The following is a 22,593-nucleotide window of genomic DNA, read 5'->3' as shown; positions in this document are numbered from 1 at the left end:
CCATGGCCAACGACGCCACCGCCAAGCTCGCCGTCCTGATCGACGCCGACAACACCCAGCCGTCCATCGCCGATGGCCTGCTGGCCGAAGTGGCCAAATACGGCACAGCGCATGTGAAGCGCGCGTACGGCGACTGGACGGGGAATCAACTGAAGGGCTGGAAGGAACAATTGCTGACGCAATCGATCCAGCCGATCCAGCAGTTCGGCTACACCAGCGGCAAGAACGCCACCGATTCGGCCATGATCATCGATGCGATGGATCTGCTCTATTCCGGCCGCTTCGACGGTTTCTGCATCGTCTCCAGCGACAGCGATTTCACCCGCCTGGCGGCGCGCATCCGCGAATCCGGGCTGATCGTGTATGGCTTCGGCGAACGCAAGACACCCGGACCGTTCGTCGCCGCCTGCGACAAATTCATCTACACCGAGATCCTCGCTTCCAAGCCGGACGAGGAGCAGCCGCTCAAGCCACGCCCGGCCGCGCAGCTGAAGAAGGACAACGGCTTGCTCAACCTGTTGCGCAACGCCATCGACGCGGCGTCGGACGACGAAGGCTGGGCCGGGCTGGGCGGCGTGGGTTCGATCATCACCAAGCAACGTCCGAATTTCGATTCACGCAGTTATGGCTATGGCAAGTTGAGTGACCTGATCGCGGCGATCGATCTGTTCGAATTGGATCGGCGCAGTCCCGGCGAAGGGCGCCCCAAGGTGATCTATGTGCGCAACAAGCGCAAGCCAGTGGCGCGTGAGTGATCGGGATTTGCATGAGCGGCCTGTTTGAACAAGGTGCGTCAAGGATTTTCTAAGCACCGTTCCACTCGAACCATCATCTTTGCCATGAGCCGACACCCCATCTTGCCCGAGACACTCGTGGCTGCGCTGAAAGCGCAGCCTGCCGGCAAGCTGTGCGTAGCCTACAGCGGCGGTCCGGATTCCACGGCACTGCTGCATGCCCTGGCGCACTTGCCCGACGTACGTGCACAAGGGCTGCGCGCGCTGCACGTGGACCATGGCCTGCACCCGGAAAGCGCCCGCTGGGCTGCGCATTGCCGCGCGTTCTGCGCCACGCTGGGACTTGGCTGCGACGTACACGTCGCCAAAGTGGATCGCTCCGGCGGCATCGGCCTGGAGGCCGCCGCACGGCATGCACGCTATGCGATTTTTGCCGAGCATCTGCACACCGACGAACGGCTGGTCTTCGCTCATCACCTGGATGATCAGGCAGAAACCGTGCTGTTGAAACTGCTGCGCGGCGCCGGACCAGAAGGACTCGGCGGCATGCGTACCGAACGCCCACTCGGACGCGGCAGACTATGGCGGCCGCTGCTCGAACTGCCACGGCAGGTGCTGCGTGACTACACCGATGCGCACGATCTGCCGTGCATCCATGACCCATCGAACGATGACCGGCGACTTGCGCGCAATCATTTGCGGCACGAAGTGCTGCCCTTGCTGAAAGCCCTTTGGCCGCAGGCAGCGATCTCCATCACTCACAGCGCGATACTGTGTCGAGCTGCCGCCGATACGCTGCAACAGGATTGGCTGGTTGCCTTCGAGCGTCTGCGTGATGACGCCACCAACAGCCTGGATGCGCGCGGCTGGCTGGCGTTGCCGCCCGCGCTGCGTGATCCGTTGCTGGCGCATTGGCTACATGCGCAAGGTCTATCCGCACCGACCACGGCGCAACGCCAGCAGATCGAACGGCAATGCACGGCGCAGGATGGCCAACTGCCATGCATCCAGTGGCCTGGCACCGAAGTGCACGTGTGGAAGCATCGATTGTGGGCGATGTCACCGCGCCATCACGCCTCATTCCCAACGGAATTGCCGTGGCAAGGCGAAGCACTGGCGCTGCCCGATGGCGGCTTGCTGACGACCGAGCCTGCCGTGCAACTCCCCGTCAGCCTGACGGTGCGTTGGCGCAGCGGCGGCGAGCGCATCAAGCCGGCCGGGGACCGGCACACACGCGAGCTGCGCGCGTTGTTTCAAAACGGCGCCATTCCACCCTGGCGGCGCGATGCCTGCCCGCTGCTGTATGAGGGCGACACACTCGTTGCGGTGGCGGATCGTTGGTTGAGCGCGCGTGCCGAAGCCATCTTCGGCGAAGTGAATGCCCGGCCGCGCTGGCGGCCGGACCGTTGAGCAAAGTCTATTCGCCGACTTTGCTTTCCAGGGGAATCGGCGCAACCGCCGCAGCCGCCCCGACCACACGGCGATTGACGAAGTACATCATTACGAACGACGCCAGCGTGGTGACCACCAGGACGTCGCCCAGCACATCGAAATGCAGCAACCTGCCACTGCTTACTTGCACCACCACCATGCCGCCAAGCATGGCGGCGAAACCGCCCGACATTTGCTGCAACGACGAACTGATCGACATATACGCGCCGCGATCGGACGGCTTGGGCAAGGCGGACATCAACGCCGACGACGAAATGATGCGCGAGAAAATGCCGATCTGCAGCAGCGCACTCACCGTGATCAACGTCCACAGCGTCACGTTGGAAAGCCGCGTATAGATCAACACCATCACGATCGTCACCACGCAGCCGAAGGCGAACACGCGGAACTTGCCGAACGCATCGCTGGCCTTGCCGAGCAACGGGCCCATCACCGCCGATACCAGGCCGGTGATCAGGTACACCACCGACAGCATCGTCATCGGAATGCCGAGGTTGTTCACGATGAACAAGGTGGAATACGGCATCAGCATGAAGCCGCCCATGGTCAACAGCGCCGTGGTGGCGAAACCGATCAGATAGGAACGCGTACCCAGGGTATGCAGCAGGTGGTGCAGCGGCTTCTTGTCCGGGCGCAACGCCAGGTGCGCATTGACCGGGCGCAAGCGCCCGATGATCGTGCCGCCCACCACAGTACATACCCCAACGATCAGGAAGAACGGCGCATTCCAGCCCCAATGGCTGGACAACCACAGGCTCAGCGGCAGACCCAGCACCGTGCTCGCCGCGAACGCCGCCTGGATGAAACCCATCACGCGGCCACGCATCGACAGCGGGAACAGATCGGTGACGATCGCCATCGACGCCGCACCGACCACGCCAGCAAACAAACCCGTGAACATGCGCGCCAGCAACAGCAGCACATAGGTGTGGGCGAGTGCGCAGAACAAGGTGCCGAGCATGAAGCCGGCATAGAAAAGCAACAGCAGCTTTTTGCGGTCGAAACGATCGGCAAAACCCGCCGCGAGAATGCCTGACACGCCGGCGGCAAAGGCATAAGCCGATACCACGTGGCCGAATTGCTCCGGCGTGATGTGCAAGGCCGGCACCACCAGCGCACCCAGCGGCGCCAGCAGCATGAAGTCGAGCACGATGGTGAACTGCAGGAAGGCGAGCACGGCCACCACGAATTTCTGGTAGCCGGAAAAACCCATGCCGCCTGGTTCCGCGGCATGCGATGGCGAAGGACTGGTCACAGTGACTCCTATGGAACGCGCCTCTCCCGGCGCGTTCGGATGGGGGATATCGCATAGTATAATTTCGATATATCGAAATCAAGCCTCGGAACGCGTCGAATCCATCGAGCAGCGCGCCGCAGATCCAAGCCAACACAAACGTCCGGTTACATCTCGCAAGTCCACTGCGGCAATTGATTCCGTCCCTGCGCTGCGCTAGCGTTGCCGGCCATGGCAAAGTCCACTTCCGCTCCCGCTGAAACCGCCCCGGTCGCCGACTTCGAGCACTCGCTCGATGAACTGGAACAACTCGTGGCGCGCATGGAGGGAGGCGAGATGAGCCTGGACGAATCGCTCAGCGCCTTCGAACGCGGCATCGGCCTCTATCGCCATTGCCAGCAGGCGCTCGACCAGGCCGAGTTGCGCGTGCGGCTGTTGCTCGATCCGGAGGCGCCAGACAAGGCTGAGCCGTTCGAGCCGGGCAAAGAGCCGTAAGCGGGAGTCGTGAATAGTTAAGAGCGGTTGCACGAAAACGTGCCGGATCCCGCGCTTACGATTCCCGATTGACGATTCCCGCCCCTACTTGATCAGCCGCAACGCAAACGGATACCGGTAGCGCACGCCTTCGTTGGCCTTGACGCCGGCAATGATGGTCAGCACCAGCCAACCGATGCCGATGACCACCCACAGCGGAATCGCAATGATCAGGCCGATGCCGAACGTGATCGCCGACAGCACCAACAGCACCAGGCTGGCGATCGCCACGGAGATGTTGAAGTTCAACGCTTCCTTGGCCTGATCGGCGACGAAAGGCATGCTGTCTTTCTTCACCAGCCAGATCACCAGCGGGCCGACGACGCAGGCCCAGCCCGCGCCGAACGAAGCGGTGAGCACGGCGCCGATCAAGGCGGACAGATGGGCGAACATGGCCCAGGTGCGCTCTTCGGCGGGAATGTCGCCACCGATATGCTCGCCCGGTGGAGGCGGTACGACGGACTCGGGCGGAACGCTCATGGGCATCTCCTGTCAAGTCGTGCAAACACCGGCGCATGCCGGTGAAAAGCATCCTAGCAGGGTGCGCAGGAACTTGCCGCGCAGCTTTTGGCCTACTCGCCCGCGATCGTCATGCGATCGATCAAAATCGATCCGGTCAGCAGATGCGAGCGCGTGTCCACGTCCGCGCCGACCGCCACGATGCCCTGGTACATCTCGCGCAGGTTGGCGGCGATGGTGATCTCTTCCACCGGATACGCGATCTCGCCGTTCTCCACCCAGAAGCCTGCCGCACCGCGCGAATAGTCGCCGGTAATAGTGTTGACGCCCTGCCCCATCACTTCGGTCACCATCAGGCCGGTCCCGAGCCGGCGCAGCATGCCGGAGAAGTCGTCGGCCGGGCCGCCGTCGGCGTGGCCCGGTTCCACCACCAGGTTATGGATGCCGCCGGCATTGCCGGTGGATTCCAATCCCAGCTTGCGCGCGGAATAGCTCCCAAGGATGTAGCGTGCGAGCACACCATTTTCGACCAGCGTGCTGTCGCGCGTGGCGACACCTTCGGCATCGAACGCACCCGAGCCTTGTCCGCGCTGCAAATGGGGGCGCTCCACTATGTTCAGCCATGCGGGCAGGATCTGCTTGCCGGCGTGGTCGAGCAAAAAACTCGCGCGACGATACAGCGCGCCGCCGCTCACCGCGCCAACCAGGTGGCCGATCAACCCACGCGCAACCTCCGGCGCGAACATCACCGGCGATTGCCGCGTCGACAAACGCCGCGCACCGACCCGTGCCAGCGTGCGTTCGGCGGCTTTGTCGCCCAGCTCCCGCGCGTTGATGAAATCGCTGGCGCTGCGCACGCTGTCATACCAATAATCGCGTTGCATGCCCGCTTCTTCGCCGGCGATCAACGCCAGCGACAGGGAATGCCGCGTACCGCGCTCACGCCCCACGAAACCATGCGAATTGGCATACACCGAGAGGCTCTCGCCCACCTGCACGGAGGCGCCCTCCGAATTGCTGATGCCGGCATGGGCGCGTCCGGCCGCTTCGATCTGCTGGCCCAGCGCAATCGCCTGCGGCGTATCCAACTGCCAGGGGTGCCACAGATCGAGATCGGGAAACTGCGAGGCCATGCGCGAGGCATCGGCCAGGCCGGCCGCTTCGTCTTCCTCGGTGTATTGCGCGATGGCGCACGCCTGGTCCAGCGTGGCCTGGATGGAATCGGCGTGCAGGTCGGCCGTGCTGGCCGAGCCCTTGCGCTTGCCGAAATACACCGTGAGGCCAAAGCCGCGGTCGCGCGTGTGCTCGACCGTTTCCACCTCGCCCAGGCGCACGTTGACGCTGAGGCCGGCATCGATGCTCGCCGACACCTCCGCTTGGCTGGCGCCGGCGGCGCGGGCGCGGCGGATCACGTCTTCGGCCAGTTCGGCCAGTCGGTCGAGTTCGCGCTGGCTGGTGTCCTGGCTGATGGCAACATCGCTCACGTGGGGTTTCCTGTTGGGCACATGGATACAATAGGCAGACGTGGGGCCGCCAAGACCCGTTGCCAATACCCGAAACACCAGAGGTTGCCATAGGAGCGGCCCATGTCCATAGCCACCGGCATCTACCGCCACTACAAAGGCCAGAGTTATCGCGTGATCGGCACCGCCCGGCACAGCGAAACCATGGAAGAACTGGTCGTCTACCAGGCACTTTACGGCGACTACGGCCTGTGGGTGCGGCCGGCGGCGATGTTCGCCGAAACGGTCGAGCTGGAAGGCGAGCCGATTCCGCGCTTTGCCTTGATCGAAACCACGCCACCCGAATTCCCCCAGGCCGACCGGACGACGCCGTGAACCGCACCTACACCGACGACCCCGAGCACGACTACGGCCCCACCCGCACGCAGCAGCGACGCGACGCCCTGGCCGTGCTGTCGCTGGCTTCGCAACTGGTCGAGTTGCCGCCGTCCAAGCTGGCGCGCGCCAACCTGCCCGACGACGTGCTGCGCGAGATCGACCATCTGCGCCGCATCACCTCGCACATCGCGCGCAAGCGCCAGCTTGGCTTTCTGGCCAAAGTCATGCGGCGCCACGACGACGACGCTTTTGATGGCGCACGCGCGCTGCTGGGCGAAAATCGCGAACAGCAGCGCAAGGAAACGGCCGTATTGCATCGCCTGGAAGCCATGCGCGAACGCCTGCTGGACAGCGACGAGGTTTTGCAGGAACTGATCGACCAGCATCCCGACATCGACCGGCAGCACCTGCGCTCGCTGATCCGCCAGGCGCGCATCGAACGCGATACGGACAAGCCGCAGCGCGCCTATCGCGAAATTTTCCAGCTGCTGAAAACGCTGACCGGCGACCAGGCGTAGGCAGAAAAAAAGACCAGCGAAGAACCCTTCGCTGGTTCACCATGGTTGGCGATTACCGGGGACTTTTTATGCCGCGCCAGGCTGCATGCACGCGAGTATGCGCATGCGCTACGGCACCAGCGTCATCGCCAGCACCTGCACATTGGCATTGTTCGGCAGCTGGATGCTCTTGACCGCCTTGGCGCTGTTCAGATGGAACGTGTAGTTGTAGAGATGGAACGTGCGACTATCGCGGCCGCCGGCGTACGTATCCCGATACGGCAGCTGGACGGCCTGCAATTCGCCGGCATAACTCTGCGGGCTGAACCAGTCGCTGATGCTTTGCGTGAAGGTCGACTGCGTGCCGTCGGTGTAGGTCACGGTGAAGGTTTGCGCCGCCTGGCTGCCGTTCACGGCGGCGGCCAGCAGTTGCACGCTGGAGAACTGTCCGCTTGGCAAGCCGATCGTCTGGCCCGATGCGCTGACGTCATTGGCGGCATTGGCGCTGCCCAAGTCGTACAGCACGCCGTTGTATTCCAGCGATGAGCCCAGCAGTTGCGCGGAATACGCATCACCCACTCCATCCACGCCGCCCGTGGACGCAAAGCTGGCGCCATCATCGTAGATGCCGATCTTGTTGAACGACGCGGCAAGACTCACCGGCACGGCATCGACGGTGGGATTGCTCAACGCATAAGCCAGTACCGCCACGTTGCGATTGTTCGGTAACACGACATTTTTCACCGTCTTGCTGCTGTCGATCGGGAATGCATAGCCATACAAATAGAACGTGCGGTTATCCGTACCACCGCTGCTGGTGTCGCGATAAGCCATGGTGACGGCTTTCGATTCGCCCGGATAATTTTGCGGGTTGAACCAATCGCTCAGGCTTTGGCTGATAACGGTGCTGCTGCCGTCCGCGTAGTTGACCATGAAGGTCTGCGCCGCCTGACTGCCGTTGAGGCCGGTGGCAAGCACGCTGAGCTCGCTGTACTGCCCCTGCGTCAGCGGGATGGTGCTGCTGCTCCACGCATTGGCGGTATTGGGCGCACCAAAACTGAAGGTATCGCCGTTCCAGCTTTGCGAGGAACCCAGCAAGTTGGCCGAGTAAGCGTAGCCGTTACCATCCAGTCCGCCGGTGGTGAATGAGGTTCCATCGCTGTAGATGCCATACACGCCTGATGCCGTCGTGCTCGAGCCGAGGCCGGCGTTGATCGCGCTGGCGTAGGCGGCGGTTTCGTCCTGGCCGTTGTACGTCTTGCCAGCAATATCGTCATACAGCCACAGGAAGCCGCCGCTAATGCCGCATTGCGCATGCCAGCCGCTCATCGCGCTTTGCGCCTGCGGCGGTGTGTCGTCGCTATCCCACACGCCTGGATAGACCGGCACGCTGCCGAAATCCCAACCCGAACAAGGGTTGTTGCCGGAACCGCCCGCGTAGGTTTGCAGATGCACGCCATCGACCGTGCCGGGGCTTTGGCTGTTGATCTGCGAGACCACGGACGTCCAATAGGAAGCGTTGGTGTAAGGATCCACTTCCACGTGATAACCAAGGCTGCCGAGCATGACGGCGAAGGCAACGGTGGAGGCGGAGTCGTAGCTGTTTTCGTCGTCGAAATCGATCGCATCGACCGATGGCAAGGCTGCTTTCAGCGCCTGGAAATCCTTGTAGAGGATGCTGCTGGGGCCAGTGCCCTGCGCCTGCACCAGGGCTTTGATGTCCTGCCAGTCACCCACGTTCGATGAGCCGATGCTGAAGGTGATGCGTTTGGGTGTTCCCTGCTTCATCGTCACCAGATCGGCCGCAAACGAGGGCCACGTGTTGTTGCCCACATAGGTTCCGCCGGAGGTCAGCGGAAACTCGCCATTGAAATTCAGGTCACCGGCCGAATTGACCTCGACACTCCACACCACCACTTCGGTAAAGCCGGAGTTTTCGATTTCCGTAATATTGCTCGCGATGTGCTTGTACAACGGGCCGCCACCGAAGATGCCGGTGTAACCGGTTGTTTGCGCCATCGCGCCAGCGCACACGCATGCGAGACCGGACGTAAAACACAGCAGTACCGCCTTGCGGCGCCATCCTGCCGAAAGAATCCTCGTACGCTTCATAGTCACACGCTCCAGAAGAGTGGATACAAACGCGCCGATTGCCTTGCACACCCATCAATGCGAACACGAAGCTGACAAGCATTCGGCGCTACTGAAAGGGAAGGCCGCGGAAAATGACGCCGCACCGCATTCGATGACACGACGCCTTTGCGTTCAAAGCTTCAATGGCCTGCCCAAGGCAAAACACCGCCTTGGGTCATGGTTCGCCATGGCCCTCCGATATCGCTATTTCGAGATACGCAACAACTGATTACTGGCGCGTGGCGCAAACGAACGGGATGACCACCGCGCGCGCATGTTCTTGAGCTTTTTGGATCAACCCGCAAACCGACCCTGCTTTGGCAACAACCCTCGCCGTTGTCGCAAGCGGGGCTAATCAATAGGCCAGCAAAAACTCGCTGTCAACAGAAACTTTTATCGATTCAAATTTAGAATTTTTAAATCCGATCAGCTCTTCTCGCTGCAGGACAGCACGATGCTTGAATCGATCCAATATTTTCCCGCCATTAACGCGTGCTGCAAACACAAAAAGGGCGTCTGACGGAAGTCCTTGAAGCAATAGATCAATTTCTTGTGAAGAAAACATCCGCCGCGCGCTCGTGGCTGATCAGGCAATCCACTGCACACAGTTTTTGCTGCGCTGCACATTGCAAATCCCGAACCCAAAAGCGACATTGATTTAGAACGATCCAAGCAACAGTCTGGAATCGTGATCCGGCCCGGCGGGGACTGGATAAAAGGCCATCGAAGGATGGCATTGCACATCTGCATTCAGAGCAAAAAACCAAACTTGGATTTGGCCCGATCCGACACAGAGATCGCTCGAATGTTCGATACGTCAAACGGGGAGGATGCCGATAGACATGTTTGCTCTCATCGTGGAACGAGGTGCCGTGTGCATCAGGCGCAGAAGTAGCCATTTTGCGCGCGCATCGGATCCGCCATCCGAGCACAGCTACCGCTAGGTTTATCCAAGACATACAGCCGCCATCCCATGCAGAAGCTCCTCATCAACTGATGTGCAGAGCATGGTTTGCCGTGCGACTAGCCGACTGGCGGCAGTCGACGTAGGGATCGGACGGCGGAATCTTTTTTTCTTTGGAGACAGGAATGAGCAAGCACCAACTTCGTTTGGGGAAGAGCTTACGCGCCAGCATCCGCTTGTGTTTATGGGCTACCGCCATGACCAGTGGTTCACTGTTTGCACAGGGCATCACCGGCGGCGTTTACGGCAATCTGCCGGCAGGCAAAGACATCGCTGCAGAGGTGATCAACCCGGCGACCGGTTACGACAGTACCGTGCATGCCGATACCAATGGCCATTACTCGGTGACCGGACTGATGCCCGGTCGCTACGTCGTCAAACTGCTGCGCGGCGGTAGCGTTGTCGACCAGCGCGACGTAATGGTGGTCGCCGGCTCCAACAGCCCCGCCATCTTCAGCGCCGAAGCCGGCAATGCGAAGGAGTTGAACGCGATTACCGTCACCGCGGCGCAACCGCCGGTCAACGCGATCGACGTTACCACCAGCCAGCAAATCCAGACCTGGAATGCGACCGACGTCAACCGGTTGCCGCTGCTGAATTCCGATCTTCTCAACGTCGCCGCCATGCAGGCGAACGTCACCAGCATCACCAGTTCGCACGGCGCATCGCCGCAATTCAACGGCGCATCGGGTACCGAGAACCGGTACTTCATCAACGAATTCAACATGACCGACATGCAGCAGGGCGCGGCGCCGGACAAGATCCCGAACGAAGCCTTTGCCAGCATTTCCACCGTCGACGGCGGCATGGACGCCAAATACGGCAGCGCCCTGGGCGGTGTCGTCTCCGGCACGATCAAGCAAGGTTCGAATGATTTCAAAGGCGGCTTGGTGTGGGAATTCAATCCGCCCACCGGTTTCTTCAATGAAAACGGCAAGAATATTTACAACGTCAACGGCAGCCTGGTTACCGCCAACCAGTTGAATCACTGGTCGCCGAGCCTGTTGCAGGACTATTGGGTCTCCGGCCCGATCGTCAAGGACAAGCTGTTTTTCTATCTGCTTGGCGAAATCCAGCCGAACAACTATGGGCAAGGCGTGCAAGGCGCCACGCCAACGACCACTTACAACGGCCAGTACCAGCAGCTCAACGAAAGCCGCAACAAGCAGTTGCTCGGCAATATCACCTGGAATATCGCCACCGGCCACACGCTCAACATTTTCTTCGATCGCCAGCTCAATAACTTCTCGCAGTCCCAATATCCGTTGTCGACGCCATACGATCCGTCCAGCGCGGCGCCCGCACTGGAATATTCGGGTGCCAACGCCTGGCGCTCCCGCATGCTGGTCGCCAACTACCACGGCCAGATTGCCGACAACTTTTCGGTATCGGCAATGTGGGGCACGTCGCAGCAGGATTTCTTCTCCTATCCGCAGTACGGGATAAACGTGCCCTATGTGCAGGTGGCCGATCCCGATAACAACAACAACACGCAGACCGTGTCCAACGGCGCGAGCAGCCTGTATTCCTTGCGCTACCGCATGATGGGTTCCCGCGTCGATTTCACCTGGGATGTAACCGACAACCACGAAATCACCTTTGGCGGGGAGCAATACAGCCCCACCATGGCGCAGTCCAATATCCCCAACCCGAACTCCTGGACCTACAGCCACTGCAGTACGGCACTCGGGCCGAACGAGGCGTGCAGCATCAACGGCCAGACCATCAATCCGCTCACCGGCCAGCCCTTTGCACCGGGCACCTCGTACGTCACCTTGGCCTACGCGCCGCGCATCTATTACAACAGCTCACCCACCTACGGCTTCTATCTGGCCGACAGCTGGCATTTTGCCGAGAACTGGACCGCGTATATCGGCGGGCGTTACGACAATTACGCCATGACCGACAACATCAACGTCAAGATGTACAGCAAGGGCAATGCGACGCCGCGCATCGGCGTGGCATGGGACGTCCATGGCGATTCCAGTCTGAAAATCGGCGCCACCGCGGGCGAGTACACCGAGGGCATTCCGCTTTACTTCAATGCCTATGGCGGTACGCCGGGCCAGGGCTACATCAGCACCAAGACCACCTACCTGTATTCCGGCGTAGGTGGTGAATCCGTGCCGACCGGCCTGACGCAAGTAGGTACGGTGCAAGGCAGTGCCGGTGCCGGCCTGCACTATTTGACGCCCGGACAATTCATTGCGACCTCGGCACAAAATGCAAAGCTGAAGCAGCTCCAGATTTACGCGCAGCAAAAACTCGGCAGCAACTGGGTGGCCGGCGCAGCGTTGTTCACCAGCGAGCTGACAGGGCTGCCGAATATCGACAGCAATACGGGGAGCAGCGCCAACCCAGGCCAGATGTATGCCTATCTCAAGAGCAAGGGCTACCCGAACGCCGTGCTGCTCGGCCAATACCTGATTACGCCGGGCAAGGACATCACCATCCCGGTGCAATTGAATGGCCCGAACAGCCCGCTCACGATGTTCACCTTCCCCAACAGCTACATCGGCTACCCGTCGCTGCGCCGCAGGATCTATCAGCTCAGCTTGACCATGGACCATGCCTACACCAACGACGAGCCGTATTACCTGAGCGCGTCCTACACATGGCGCCATGAGTTCGGCAACACGGACGGTACCACCAGCTACGCCTCCAGCCAGACCGGTGGCCTGGCCAATACCGGCGCAACCGCCTATGACGGCGGCTTGTCGGCACCCGGGTTCCTGCAAGGCGCCGCTGGCAACCTGGCCGACGATATCCCGTCGACGCTGAAAGTGTTCGGCTATTACAAGTTCGCCCACCAGGGCAACTTCCTGCGCGGCTTGCGCGTGGGCGGCGCGTTTACGTACTACGCGGGAGGCCCCGTCAACTGCCTTTCCACCTATCCGCAAAACGGCAACCTGGCGATCGGCAGCAACCAAGTCAACAACAGCAACGCCTATTACTGCAATACGCTGCAAAGCGCGTTGGGCGGCAACCCGGTGTCGTCCAGCATCCTCTACACCCGCGGCAGCTACGCCCGCCTGCCGTCGACCAAGCAGGTGGATCTGGATATCGGCTACGACTGGGCGCTCGGCAAGAACGCCTTCTCGCTGGATCTGAAGGTGCTCAACCTCTTCAATAACCAGACCGTGACCTCGTATGTCGACCAGATAACCAATAACAACGGGCAGTTCAACGCCAACTTCATGCAGCCCAACACGTTCCAGGCAGGACGCGCCGGGCAGCTGGTATTCCGTTGGCAATACAACTGACGTAGACGCGATGACGTCGATGCCTCCATGTCCGGCACATGGAGGCATCTTTGTTTGGCTTGGTAGACTGCATCGATGCTTACGGAGATGCATTTGAATCCGCTATTGCAAGGCCTGGACCCTGTTGCGATCCATCGTGTACTCGCTACAGGGCAGGCGCTGGAGATGCATCGCCCCAACCAGGCGGCAAACCAGTTGGCGCCGCTTCTGGCGAGCCATCCGGACCATCCCGAAGTGCTGCGCCTGCACGCCAGCCTGCTGAGCCTGCGCGGCGAACACAAAGCGGCCTTGCGCGACATGCGCCGTGCGCTGGAGCAACGTCCGCACGAAGCGCTGTACCACAATGCCTTTGCGCTTTGCCTGGCCGAAGCGGGCGAACTCGATCTGGCGATTGAAGCTTTGTATCGCGCTTGCGCGCTGCAACCGGGCTTCGTGCTGGCCTGGTACAACCTCGGCCTGTTTCTTATGCGTGCCGCATGCTTCGACGACGCACGGATCGCGTTGCGCAACGCCATTGAACTGGCCCCCGACTACACCGCAGCGCGGGCGCAGTACGCCGATCTGCTGCGCATGGACAATTTTCGCGACGAGGCCATCGCCGAATATCGAAAGCTGCTGGCCGAGCAGCCGTGGGCCGGCATGGCGTGGTGGGGCTTGGCGGAGATCAAGACCTTGCCGCTGGGTACGGCCGACAGCGACGCGATCCGCCGCGCGCTCGCGCATCCGCATGCCAGCGACGGCGATCGCGTCGCCATGGGCTTTGCCCTGGCCAAAGCGCTGGATGATCAGGGCCGCTATGCCGAATCCCTGCAGGCATTGGCCGCAGCGAACGAGCTTGCGCGGCGTCACCGTAGCTGGAACGCATCCGCCTTCGACGCGACGATCACATCGATCAACGCCGCACGCTGCAGCGCCAACGCGGGAGGAGACCTGGGATCGGAGGTGATTTTCATCGTCGGCATGCCGCGTTCGGGGTCGACACTGATCGAACAGATGCTCGCCTCGCATTCCATGGTGGAAGGCACGGCCGAGCTGGCCGATCTACCCCTGGTGATCGGCGAGGCTTCGGCCCACTACAAAAAACCCTATCCCCTGTGGCTGGCCGACATGAGTGCGGAGGATTGTCGGCACTGGGGCCAGCGTTATCTGGAACGGACGGCACGCTGGCGCAAGCGCCGCCCTATATCCACCGACAAGCTGCCCAATAACTGGATGCACATCGGCATGATCCGCGCCATGCTGCCTGGCGCGCGCATCGTGATCAGCCGCCGCGATGCACTCGAAACCTGTTTCTCCTGCTACCGGCAATACTTCCCCGGCAACGACTACACGCGCACGTTTGCCGACCTGGCTTCGTATTGGCGCAGTTTCGATGCTGCGGCAAATCATTGGGCACGGCGGGAGCCCGCGCACGTCTATCAACATGTGTACGAAGACCTGATCAAGGACCCCGCTACGCACATCCGCCAGCTACTCGCCTTCTGCCGCCTGCCATTCGAGGAAGCATGCCTGCGTTTCCATGAAACGAAACGCTCCATCGGCACGCCAAGCGCGATGCAGGTGCGCGAACCACTGCGCGCCAATACGGCACGCGCCCCACGCTATGGCGAATGCCTGGATCCCTTGCGCCGGGCGCTGGATCAACGCTGACTAGGCTGGGATGAAATCCCAGCATCATCGCGCCACGAATGCTGGGATTTCATCCCAGCCTACGCAGCTTGGGATGCTCTGATTTAATCCACCGCAGGTCGCAGCGACCCTGTGACTCCGCATAGCTTCGGTCCATCGTCTCGACAAACCGCCAGTCTGCCTTCGCCGATGCCCCTGTGCTCTGCGAACTCACAGGGTCGCTGCGACCTACGTTGAATTAATCAGAGCATCCCTTGCATCTCAAAATACAGATCGCAGGCCAAGATGCGCGACAAAAGGCTCAAAGTCTTTATCGGCGTGCAAAAGGGTATAACCATCGTGCATGCAACGGGTAGCGATCAAGGTATCGATCGCTTTCCTCACCGTGATGCCCTGCGCGCGCAAAATTCGAAAATGTCGAGCGGCCTGTAGCGCAATGTCTTTGCCGCCTATCTCGATAACCGTCAACGACGTCAACAGCCTGCACGCCTGTGCAAACTCCCTGTCGCTGGTAAATCCTTGCAAAACTTCGGCGAGGATCAAGTCACCGATAATGACGGGCTGCGCCCCAAGCAAGACGTCGAGTCGTTCGCATTGCGGGGTGCTTTCGCCGCGAAAATAGTCGATCCAAACACTCGAATCGACCAGGATCATCCATCTTTTCTCATCGCATCAAGATCGCCTTCCCAGTGCAACTTGCCCCGGAAGCGACGAATTTCCTCTTGCTTGCTAAGCTTGACCAGCGTCATCAGACCAAGCTCGACGGCTTCCCTCTTTGTTTTCAGGCCAGTCGCCTTGAGCGCGTCCCGCATGAGCTTGTCGTCAATAACAATGTTCGTGCGCATCATGTGTACTCGTGATTGCGTTTATACACATTCTAGCGGCTGGCCGAAGCTCGCTCAAACAACCTGTCAGGATGCCGTACCACCCACCGTCATGCTTTCCACGCGCAGCGTCGGCTGGCCCACGCCTACCGGCACGCTTTGTCCATCCTTGCCGCACACGCCGATGCCTTCGTCCAGGGCGAGATCGTTGCCGATCATCGACACGCGCGTGAGCACATCGGGGCCGCTGCCGATCAAGGTGGCGCCTTTCACCGGCGTGGTGACCTTGCCGTCTTCGATCAGGTAGGCCTCGCTGGCGGAGAACACGAACTTGCCGTTGGTGATGTCCACCTGGCCGCCGCCGAAGTTGACCGCGTACAGGCCCTTCTTCACCGAGCGGATGATGTCTTGCGGATCGTGCTGGCCAGCCAGCATGTAGGTGTTGGTCATGCGCGGCATCGGCAACTGCGCGAAGGATTCGCGGCGACCGTTGCCGGTGGGCGCCATGCCCATCAGGCGCGCATTGAGCTTGTCCTGCATGTAGCCCTTGAGGATGCCGTCCTCGATCAGCGTGGTGCAGGAGGTGGGCGTGCCTTCGTCGTCCACGGTCAGTGAGCCGCGGCGACCCGGCAAGGTCCCGTCGTCCACCACGGTGACGCCCGGCGCGGCCACGCGCTGGCCGATGCGGCCGGCGAAGGCGGAACTGCCCTTGCGGTTGAAATCGCCTTCCAGGCCATGGCCGATCGCCTCGTGCAGCAGCACGCCGGGCCAGCCGGGGCCGAGCACCACGGTCATGCCGCCGGCCGGTGCGTCGACCGCATCCAGGTTGACCAGCGCCTGGCGCACGGCTTCATCCGCGAACGCCTTGGCGCGACCGTTTTCGAGCAATTCGCGATAACCATAGCGCCCGCCGCCACCGGCATAGCCCTGCTCGCGGCGGCCGCCCTGCTCGACGATCACCTGCACGGACAGCCGCACCAGCGGGCGCACGTCTGCCGCCAAGGTGCCGTCCGAGCCGGCAACCAGCACGGTGTCGAGCGTGGCGTTGATGCTGACGATGACCTGCTTGACGCGTGGATCGCGCGTGCGCGCGTAGGCATCCACCTCGCGCAACACGGCGATCTTGTCGGGATTGGGCAGGCTCTCTACCGGATCGATCGCCGGATAGAGCGGCTTCACGCCGTGCACAGCCAGCGGCTTGCCGGCGCCGTTGCCGCCGTGGGCGATGGCCCGCGCGGCCTTGGACGCCTCCAGCAGCTGCGGCAGCACGATTTCATCGGAATACGCAAAGCCGGTCTTTTCGCCGCTGATCGCACGCACACCCACGCCCTGCTCGATGGAGTGGCTGCCATCCTTGACGATGCCCTCCTCCAGTACCCACGACTCGCTGCGTGAATGCTGGAAGTACAGGTCGGCGGCATCGATGGATGGCCCCATCAGTTGCGTGAAGACGCGCTCAAGATCGCCGGTGGCCAGTCCGCCGGGGGTGAGCAAGCGGTTTTCGGCCTGGGCGATTAGGGAACTCATGCGATAGCTACCATGATGGTGGTCGAGTGAACGAAGTATGGGCGATTCCTGCCGCTTAAAGAGCAAGCAGGCCTCAGGGATGCTGCGGTGGCTTAGGTACCGATGATGCAGGAGCCGGCGCAGACTTTGCGTCAGCAGGCGCACTCGGCGCGGAGGCCGCCGACGCGGGGGCCGCCTGCTCGCTTTCGCCGCCCGAGGTAAACACCGGTTTATCCCAGCTACCCGTGATGTGATAGCGCTTGATGGCGACGTGGTTGAGGCCTTTGCCCAGCACGGTCTGTACCGCCAAGCCCGCCGCCGCGCCAATCGGACCGCCGACCACGGCGCCTACCACCGGCAGGCTGTTGCCGATGTGCGGGATCACCACCATCTGCTGGTCGTAATCTTTGTTGCGCAAGCCAGTGCGCCCCTTGACCGTGATCTCCGCGGCAGAGCCGTGGATTTTCAGATTGTTGGTGTAGGCGCTGCCGTTGCTCAGCTTGAAGTCGCCCTTGATCAGGTCGAAGCCGAAACCTTTGCCGAACACGTCATTGAAATCGAACGACAGGCGGCGCGGCAATTCCGCGATGGAGGCCAGTCCGAACAGGCGGCCAACCCCCGGCGATGCCTTCGGAATGCTGCCGTTGGTGACCTCTACCGCAAGCGTGCCGTCCATATTGCCCAGCTCGAACGCCCACGGACCGCCCGGCCAGGTGGCGTTGAGCTGATCGCTCGTCTTGCCGCCATCGAAGATGCCGGCAAAACCGAACGCGGTCAGCATCTCACCCAGGTTGTTCGCGCTGAAATCCACCTGCAGGTGCGTGCTGCTCTGGGTCGGCGTGCCGTTCCAGTCGCCGCTGCCGCTGACCTGCACGCTGTGCGACTGCGTAGAAAGCTGATCGATGTGCATGCCATCGGGCGTCGGCCAGGTTTCCAGGCGTGCTTCACCCAGCTTGGCTTCATCCAGGCGCAAGTCATGTACCCAGAAATGCAGCGGTGGCATGGTGCGTGGATCGATGCCGGTGTTGGCCGGATCGGTGGCCGGCGGCGGCGCTTCACCCGGTTTTTTTGCCAGCGTCGGCTGCTTGGGCCAGTACAGCCGTTGCAGGCGCGCGGTGATGCCGCGCTTGTTGAGATCCACGGTCGGCACGCTGAAGTGGCCCGCGGCGGCGGCGCTATCCACATCCAGTTCCAGCGTATCGGCCTTGGGTTCGGCGGTGACGTGCATGTGCGCAAAATCGCGGCCGAACACTTCGGCGTGCGCGGTGTTTACGTCGATCGTCTCCAGGCTCATGCCGTTGCCATTGGCGCTGCCGGCGATCGATTGCTTGATCCAGCCGGTGACGTCCAGCTCCGGCGCATCGCCGCGAATGCGCATGCCCTTGGCCGGCAGCGCATCGGCCTCGGGCATCTGGTCGCCAAAGGCAAACGTCGCGGCCAGCGGCGTTACGCCGTCGTCCGGCAGGCGCAATCGTCCCCGCGCCACCGATCCCAGCGCCAGCTGCATCTGCGCACCATTGGTGGGCACGCCCAGGCTGACGTGCAAGGGTAGCGTGCCATCGGCCGGTTTGCTGAGCGGCACTGGAAAATTGAGCGCGACGCCGGATAGCGGGGAGTCGATGGTGAGCGTTTGGACGTCCGAAACGCCATCATCGCCGTGCGCAATCTGGTAGCCGAAGGTGAACTGGCCGCGTCCGTCGGCGATGTCGCCCAGCCACTTCAGCTGTGGATAGTCCTGCAGCAGTTCCTGCACGGTGTAACTGCCGTCGAGCTTGGCCGCCAGCACCACGTTGGGGTCGCCGGTAGCCGCGGCAATCGCCAGGTCCACCTGCGTCGGTTCGCCATGAAAATAGCCGGCGAGCGGTCCGGCATGAAAGCCGTGCGCATCGAACGTACCCGAACCGTTGAGCTTGCCCAGCTGCAGTTTCCAGGCCGGTGCGTTGACGTCGACGTCATTCAACTGCGCGGTGCCGTCGAGCAGGAAGTTGTGCATCTCGTGGGTCGGCAGCGACAGATGGAAATCGAAATTGCCGGTGCCGCCCAGTTGGAGCTTGGCCAGCACGTCGGCGTGCTTGTTGCCGATCGGGCTGTTGCCGACGAAGTTGAGCAAATCGGACGCATTGCCCTCGCCACTGATGTTCAGGTCGAGCGTGGTGTGGGCCAGCTCCGGAATCACCGCCACCGCATGCGTCACCTTGATGCCCATCGTGGCGCCGGTCGCCTCCATCAGCATGCCGGCATCGATGAATTGGGCGGTGCCCTGTACATGTTCGGCCACCGGCCAGCTCTTGCCGTAATCCAGCGTGAGATCGCTGATATCGGCGCGCGCCTCGAAGCGGCCTTCGTTGTGATGGAACGGCCAATCCGCCAGGCTGCCGCGCACCACGACGGCGGCATCGTCGATCCGGCCGGAGACAAAAGCCTGGTCCAGCCATGCGACGGCGTGCGGGTTCAAGGAATCGATCGGCCAGAACAGTTTGGCCGCCGTCACGTCGGCGTGGGTAAGCGCGAGATACACGTCGAGAAACGGCCGGCCGCCAGCCGCGGGCAGCTCGATCTCGCCCTGGGCGTTGCCACCGAAGCCCTGGCCTTCGAAATCCATGCTTGCGATGCCGATATGCGTGGCGTCTGCATCGCGCCACGCAGCAATCGTGCCGCCCAGCTGGCTCATGACAAACGGCTGGCGGAAGCTGTGCGGATAAGTGATGGTGGCGGCCTGCGTTGGCAATTCCAGCGAGACCGCTTGCGCATCGCCGCGCACTTCGCCTTGCAAATGATCCAGGCCAGGCAGCTTGCCGACCGCTGCGATGCCGAGGTTGTCGAACGCCGCATCCAAGGTATCCAGCCCTGCCGCGGCGCTCCAATGGAACACAGCGCGGTCGATCTGGCCATGCGGCGTGCCAGCGCCCAGCCATTGCGCCAACCCTGGCGACAACCCCGGTTTCAGGCCCAGCCACGGCATCAGCGGCGCCAATTGCAGCTTGCTTGCGACGGCGCGGATATCGGCTTGCGGCGTGCCGAAATGACGCACGTCGGCCTGCGCCGCGCCGCCGTCGCGGGCGGCCCAGCGCACGGTGTACCCGTCGTCATGGCGGCCGAGTTCGGCCAGCCCGTTCAATGGCGCAACGTTTACCTTGATACCGGCCGGATTGGTGACGGCAAGGTTTTGCAGGTTGAGCTGGAACAGCTCGCGCACGACCTGGTTCTGGTGCCAATCCATCCATACCGCGATGTCGCCGTGGCCGCTGTCGATCGTGTAGCCGCCCATATCGAAGCCCGCTACCAGGCCATGCAGGTCGGCGTTGTGTGTCGCCATCCAGAACTTGCCGCTGGCGCCGTCGTCGCGGAACCAGCCGGCCGCGTTCAGCACACCGGTGGCACCGATTCGATGGATGCGCGCGCCGACGCGAATGTGGCTACCTTGGTGCGTCAGGCGAAGCTGCTCGGCCAGTAGCGTGTAGCGTTCGTTGATGAGCTGATCGTCGATATTGACGCGCAGATGATCCAGCCACAATTCGACGGATAGATGGCCAAACGGAATATTCTGCCGCTCGCCGCTGCCAGCCTTGCCAAGGCCGTTGACGTGCCAGCGCCCATCGGCATCGCGCGTGATGTCGAGCTCCAAGTTGCTGGCCTGCAGGTTCAACAGATGCCGCGAAGGCAGCAGCCAGCCGCCGAAATCCAGCTTGAGATCCACTTCCGGGATCTGCAGCGGCGTGCCGCCCGCCGCGGTGGGGCCGAAGGTCACGTTGTGCATGACGAAACGCGGGCCAGAAGCTTCCCAGCGCCCTTCCATCGCCGCGAAGCTCACGGGCCGTTGCAGTTTTGCACTCAGTTCCTGTGCCACCCATTGGGGATGTTTTGCCAGCAGCGGCAGCAGCACTTGTGCCAGCGCGGCCGTGAGGGCAAGCGCGATCACCGCCACCCCAAGCAGCCAACCGAGCGCACGCGTCGCGCGATGTATCCAGGCTTGCGACTGCATGCTTGCTAGGCGCCGGGAGCAGGCTGTGCGCCTGCTTCAAAGAAGTACAACATCGAACTGTTCCTGCGAGTAATGCTCCTCTGCCTGGAAGCGTATGCTTTTGGAGATGAATTCTTCCAATTCGGCCACGGCGGCGGACTCTTCTTCGAGAATGCGCCCAACTACCTTGGGACTTGCCATCACCAGCAGCTTCTGCGCGTTGAACTGTCGCACGGCACGGGTGATCTCGCGGAAAATCTCGTAGGTGACGGTCTCGGCGGTTTTCACGGTGCCGCGCCCCATGCAGGCGGGGCACGGTTCGCACAGCTGGCGCTCCAGGCTTTCGGTGGTGCGCTTGCGCGTCATCTCGACCAGGCCCAGCGGCGACATCGGGTACACCGTGGTCTTGGCGTGATCGCGGGCGAGGCCCTTTTCGAGCATGCGGATGACCTGGCGCTTGTGTTCCTCATCGGTCATGTCGATGAAATCGATGATGATGATGCCGCCCAGGTTGCGTAGCCGCAGCTGGCGCGAGGCCGCCTGGGCAGCTTCCAGATTGGTCCGGTAAACGGTCTCCTCCAGATTGCGTGTACCGAGGTAGCCGCCGGTGTTGACGTCGATGGTGGTCATCGCCTCGGTCTGGTCGACGATCAGATAGCCGCCCGATTTCAGCGGCACTTCCTTGCGCAAGGCCCGTTGGATTTCGTCTTCCACGCCGTACAGGTCGAAGATCGGGCGCTCGCCGGAATAATGTTCGATCCGGTCGTCCAGGCTCGGCATGAACTTGTGGACGAACTTGGCGACTTTCTCATAGGTTTCGCGCGAATCCACGCGCACCTTTTCGATGTCGTCGTTGAGCAGGTCGCGCAGCGCACGCAGCGGCAGCGACAGTTCTTCGTAGACGCGGTCGCCGACCTTGGCCTTCGCAATATTTTCCTGTACGACGCGCCAGACCTTGCCCAGATAGGTGACGTCGAACGCCAGCGATTCGGCGGACTGCCCTTCGGCATTGGTACGCACGATGTAGCCGAGGGGGTTTTCGCCGATCAATGGGGTAAGCACCTCTTTCAGGCGCAGCCGCTCATTGTCGTCCTCGATCCGGGTGGAAATGCCCAGCGTGCGCGCATGCGGCAGCAGCACCAGGTAGCGGGAGGGAATCGACAGATGCGTGGACAGCCGTGCACCCTTGGTGCCGATCGGGTCCTTCACCACCTGCACGACGATCTCCTGGCCCTCGTGCACCAACTCGCTGATCGAAGGCATATGGCCGTTGCCATTGCCGGTACTGACCTCCGCCCCTTCCGGCAGCGGGGGGCGCACGATATCGGAAGCATGCAGGAACGCCGCGCGCTCCAGGCCGATGTCCACGAACACCGCTTGCATGCCTGGCATCACCCGCTGCACCCGTCCCTTGTAGACATTGCCGACGTACCCGCGCCGGGACGCCCGCTCGACATGCAGTTCCTGCAACATGCCGTTTTCCACCACGCCGACCCGGGTCTCGCGCGGGGTCACATTGATCAGGATTTCTTCGCTCACCGGTTTCCCCAAGCTATCCAGCT

Annotated in this window: 17 protein-coding genes; 7 read left to right on the top strand and 10 right to left on the bottom strand. The window is 62.0% G+C overall.

Annotation, left to right across the window (positions count from 1 at the left end):
- Positions 1-2 precede the first annotated feature (2 nt).
- Both VMA74_RS05935 and tilS read left to right on the top strand, forming a co-directional pair.
- Complete coding sequence (locus tag VMA74_RS05935; protein WP_325365716.1) at positions 3-755, top strand: NYN domain-containing protein; 753 nt, start codon at positions 3-5, stop codon at positions 753-755.
- An 84-nt stretch (positions 756-839) separates the two neighbouring features.
- Positions 840-2,144, top strand: a complete 1,305-nt coding sequence (gene tilS, locus VMA74_RS05930; protein WP_325365715.1) for a tRNA lysidine(34) synthetase TilS — start codon at positions 840-842, stop codon at positions 2,142-2,144.
- Positions 2,145-2,151: 7 nt separating this feature from the next.
- Here tilS and VMA74_RS05925 read toward each other — a convergent pair whose 3' ends face one another.
- On the bottom strand, positions 2,152-3,441 hold the full coding sequence (locus tag VMA74_RS05925; protein ID WP_325365714.1) for an MFS transporter: 1,290 nt from the start codon (positions 3,439-3,441) through the stop codon (positions 2,152-2,154).
- 210 nt (positions 3,442-3,651) lie between these two features.
- Between VMA74_RS05925 and VMA74_RS05920 the strand changes: the two genes are divergently transcribed.
- Positions 3,652-3,915, top strand: coding sequence for an exodeoxyribonuclease VII small subunit (locus VMA74_RS05920; protein WP_325365713.1), 264 nt, complete (start codon positions 3,652-3,654; stop codon positions 3,913-3,915).
- 84 nt (positions 3,916-3,999) lie between these two features.
- Here VMA74_RS05920 and VMA74_RS05915 read toward each other — a convergent pair whose 3' ends face one another.
- Positions 4,000-4,434, bottom strand: coding sequence for a DUF4870 domain-containing protein (locus tag VMA74_RS05915; RefSeq protein ID WP_325365712.1), 435 nt, complete (start codon positions 4,432-4,434; stop codon positions 4,000-4,002).
- Positions 4,435-4,526: 92 nt separating this feature from the next.
- Positions 4,527-5,897 carry a metalloprotease PmbA gene (pmbA, locus tag VMA74_RS05910; RefSeq protein ID WP_325365711.1) on the bottom strand — a complete coding sequence of 457 codons (1,371 nt, stop codon included), beginning with the start codon at positions 5,895-5,897 and terminating at the stop codon, positions 4,527-4,529.
- Positions 5,898-5,999: 102 nt separating this feature from the next.
- Between pmbA and VMA74_RS05905 the strand changes: the two genes are divergently transcribed.
- Entirely contained in the window at positions 6,000-6,251 is a 252-nt protein-coding gene (locus VMA74_RS05905) for a DUF1653 domain-containing protein (protein WP_325365710.1), read from the top strand.
- Complete coding sequence (gene yjgA / locus VMA74_RS05900) at positions 6,248-6,772, top strand: ribosome biogenesis factor YjgA (protein WP_325365709.1); 525 nt, start codon at positions 6,248-6,250, stop codon at positions 6,770-6,772. Before VMA74_RS05905 ends, yjgA begins: the two co-directional genes overlap by 4 nt.
- Positions 6,773-6,880: 108 nt before the next feature.
- On the opposite strand, the gene VMA74_RS05895 is transcribed toward yjgA, so the two are convergent.
- Together VMA74_RS05895 and VMA74_RS05890 are read right to left on the bottom strand one after the other, a co-directional pair.
- A complete protein-coding gene (locus VMA74_RS05895; RefSeq protein WP_325365708.1) occupies positions 6,881-8,863 on the bottom strand; it encodes a hypothetical protein in 1,983 nt (660 codons plus the stop codon).
- Positions 8,864-9,239: 376 nt separating this feature from the next.
- Positions 9,240-9,449 (bottom strand): hypothetical protein, encoded by a 210-nt coding sequence (locus VMA74_RS05890; protein ID WP_325365707.1) that lies wholly within the window; start codon positions 9,447-9,449, stop codon positions 9,240-9,242.
- A gap of 596 nt (positions 9,450-10,045) precedes the next feature.
- Here VMA74_RS05890 and VMA74_RS05885 point away from each other — a divergent pair.
- Both VMA74_RS05885 and VMA74_RS05880 read left to right on the top strand, forming a co-directional pair.
- Positions 10,046-13,111, top strand: coding sequence for a TonB-dependent receptor (locus tag VMA74_RS05885; protein ID WP_325365706.1), 3,066 nt, complete (start codon positions 10,046-10,048; stop codon positions 13,109-13,111).
- 93 nt (positions 13,112-13,204) lie between these two features.
- Positions 13,205-14,761, top strand: a complete 1,557-nt coding sequence (locus tag VMA74_RS05880; protein WP_325365705.1) for a tetratricopeptide repeat-containing sulfotransferase family protein — start codon at positions 13,205-13,207, stop codon at positions 14,759-14,761.
- A 240-nt stretch (positions 14,762-15,001) separates the two neighbouring features.
- On the opposite strand, the gene vapC is transcribed toward VMA74_RS05880, so the two are convergent.
- From vapC to rng, 5 genes are all read right to left on the bottom strand, one after another.
- Positions 15,002-15,394, bottom strand: coding sequence for a type II toxin-antitoxin system VapC family toxin (gene vapC / locus VMA74_RS05875; RefSeq protein ID WP_325365704.1), 393 nt, complete (start codon positions 15,392-15,394; stop codon positions 15,002-15,004).
- A complete protein-coding gene (locus VMA74_RS05870; protein WP_325365703.1) occupies positions 15,391-15,588 on the bottom strand; it encodes a type II toxin-antitoxin system VapB family antitoxin in 198 nt (65 codons plus the stop codon). Before VMA74_RS05870 ends, vapC begins: the two co-directional genes overlap by 4 nt.
- A 63-nt stretch (positions 15,589-15,651) precedes the next feature.
- A complete protein-coding gene (tldD, locus tag VMA74_RS05865) occupies positions 15,652-17,091 on the bottom strand; it encodes a metalloprotease TldD (RefSeq protein ID WP_325365702.1) in 1,440 nt (479 codons plus the stop codon).
- 73 nt (positions 17,092-17,164) lie between these two features.
- The gene (locus tag VMA74_RS05860; protein ID WP_325365701.1) at positions 17,165-21,052 is read right to left on the bottom strand and encodes a YhdP family protein; all 3,888 of its coding nucleotides are present in this window, start codon (positions 21,050-21,052) and stop codon (positions 17,165-17,167) included.
- 36 nt (positions 21,053-21,088) lie between these two features.
- Entirely contained in the window at positions 21,089-22,570 is a 1,482-nt protein-coding gene (gene rng, locus VMA74_RS05855) for a ribonuclease G (protein ID WP_325365700.1), read from the bottom strand.
- Positions 22,571-22,593 lie beyond the last annotated feature (23 nt).

The sequence above is a fragment of the Dyella sp. genome (assembly GCF_035508675.1).
GTDB lineage: Bacteria > Pseudomonadota > Gammaproteobacteria > Xanthomonadales > Rhodanobacteraceae > Dyella_B.
Note: the sequence above shows the minus strand (reverse complement) of the source record. Positions and strands in the feature narration are given on the sequence as shown.

Excerpts from the sequence above, each read along its gene's own strand:
- VMA74_RS05935 (WP_325365716.1), top strand. The coding sequence starts at position 3 with ATGGCCAACGACGCCACCGCCAAGCTCGCCGTCCTGATCGACGCCGAC.
- tilS (WP_325365715.1), top strand. The coding sequence starts at position 840 with ATGAGCCGACACCCCATCTTGCCCGAGACACTCGTGGCTGCGCTGAAA.
- VMA74_RS05920 (WP_325365713.1), top strand. The coding sequence starts at position 3,652 with ATGGCAAAGTCCACTTCCGCTCCCGCTGAAACCGCCCCGGTCGCCGAC.
- VMA74_RS05915 (WP_325365712.1), bottom strand. The coding sequence starts at position 4,434 with ATGAGCGTTCCGCCCGAGTCCGTCGTACCGCCTCCACCGGGCGAGCAT.
- VMA74_RS05905 (WP_325365710.1), top strand. The coding sequence starts at position 6,000 with ATGTCCATAGCCACCGGCATCTACCGCCACTACAAAGGCCAGAGTTAT.
- VMA74_RS05895 (WP_325365708.1), bottom strand. The coding sequence starts at position 8,863 with ATGAAGCGTACGAGGATTCTTTCGGCAGGATGGCGCCGCAAGGCGGTA.
- VMA74_RS05890 (WP_325365707.1), bottom strand. The coding sequence starts at position 9,449 with ATGTTTTCTTCACAAGAAATTGATCTATTGCTTCAAGGACTTCCGTCA.
- VMA74_RS05885 (WP_325365706.1), top strand. The coding sequence starts at position 10,046 with ATGACCAGTGGTTCACTGTTTGCACAGGGCATCACCGGCGGCGTTTAC.
- vapC (WP_325365704.1), bottom strand. The coding sequence starts at position 15,394 with ATGATCCTGGTCGATTCGAGTGTTTGGATCGACTATTTTCGCGGCGAA.
- VMA74_RS05870 (WP_325365703.1), bottom strand. The coding sequence starts at position 15,588 with ATGATGCGCACGAACATTGTTATTGACGACAAGCTCATGCGGGACGCG.
- tldD (WP_325365702.1), bottom strand. The coding sequence starts at position 17,091 with ATGAGTTCCCTAATCGCCCAGGCCGAAAACCGCTTGCTCACCCCCGGC.
- VMA74_RS05860 (WP_325365701.1), bottom strand. The coding sequence starts at position 21,052 with ATGCAGTCGCAAGCCTGGATACATCGCGCGACGCGTGCGCTCGGTTGG.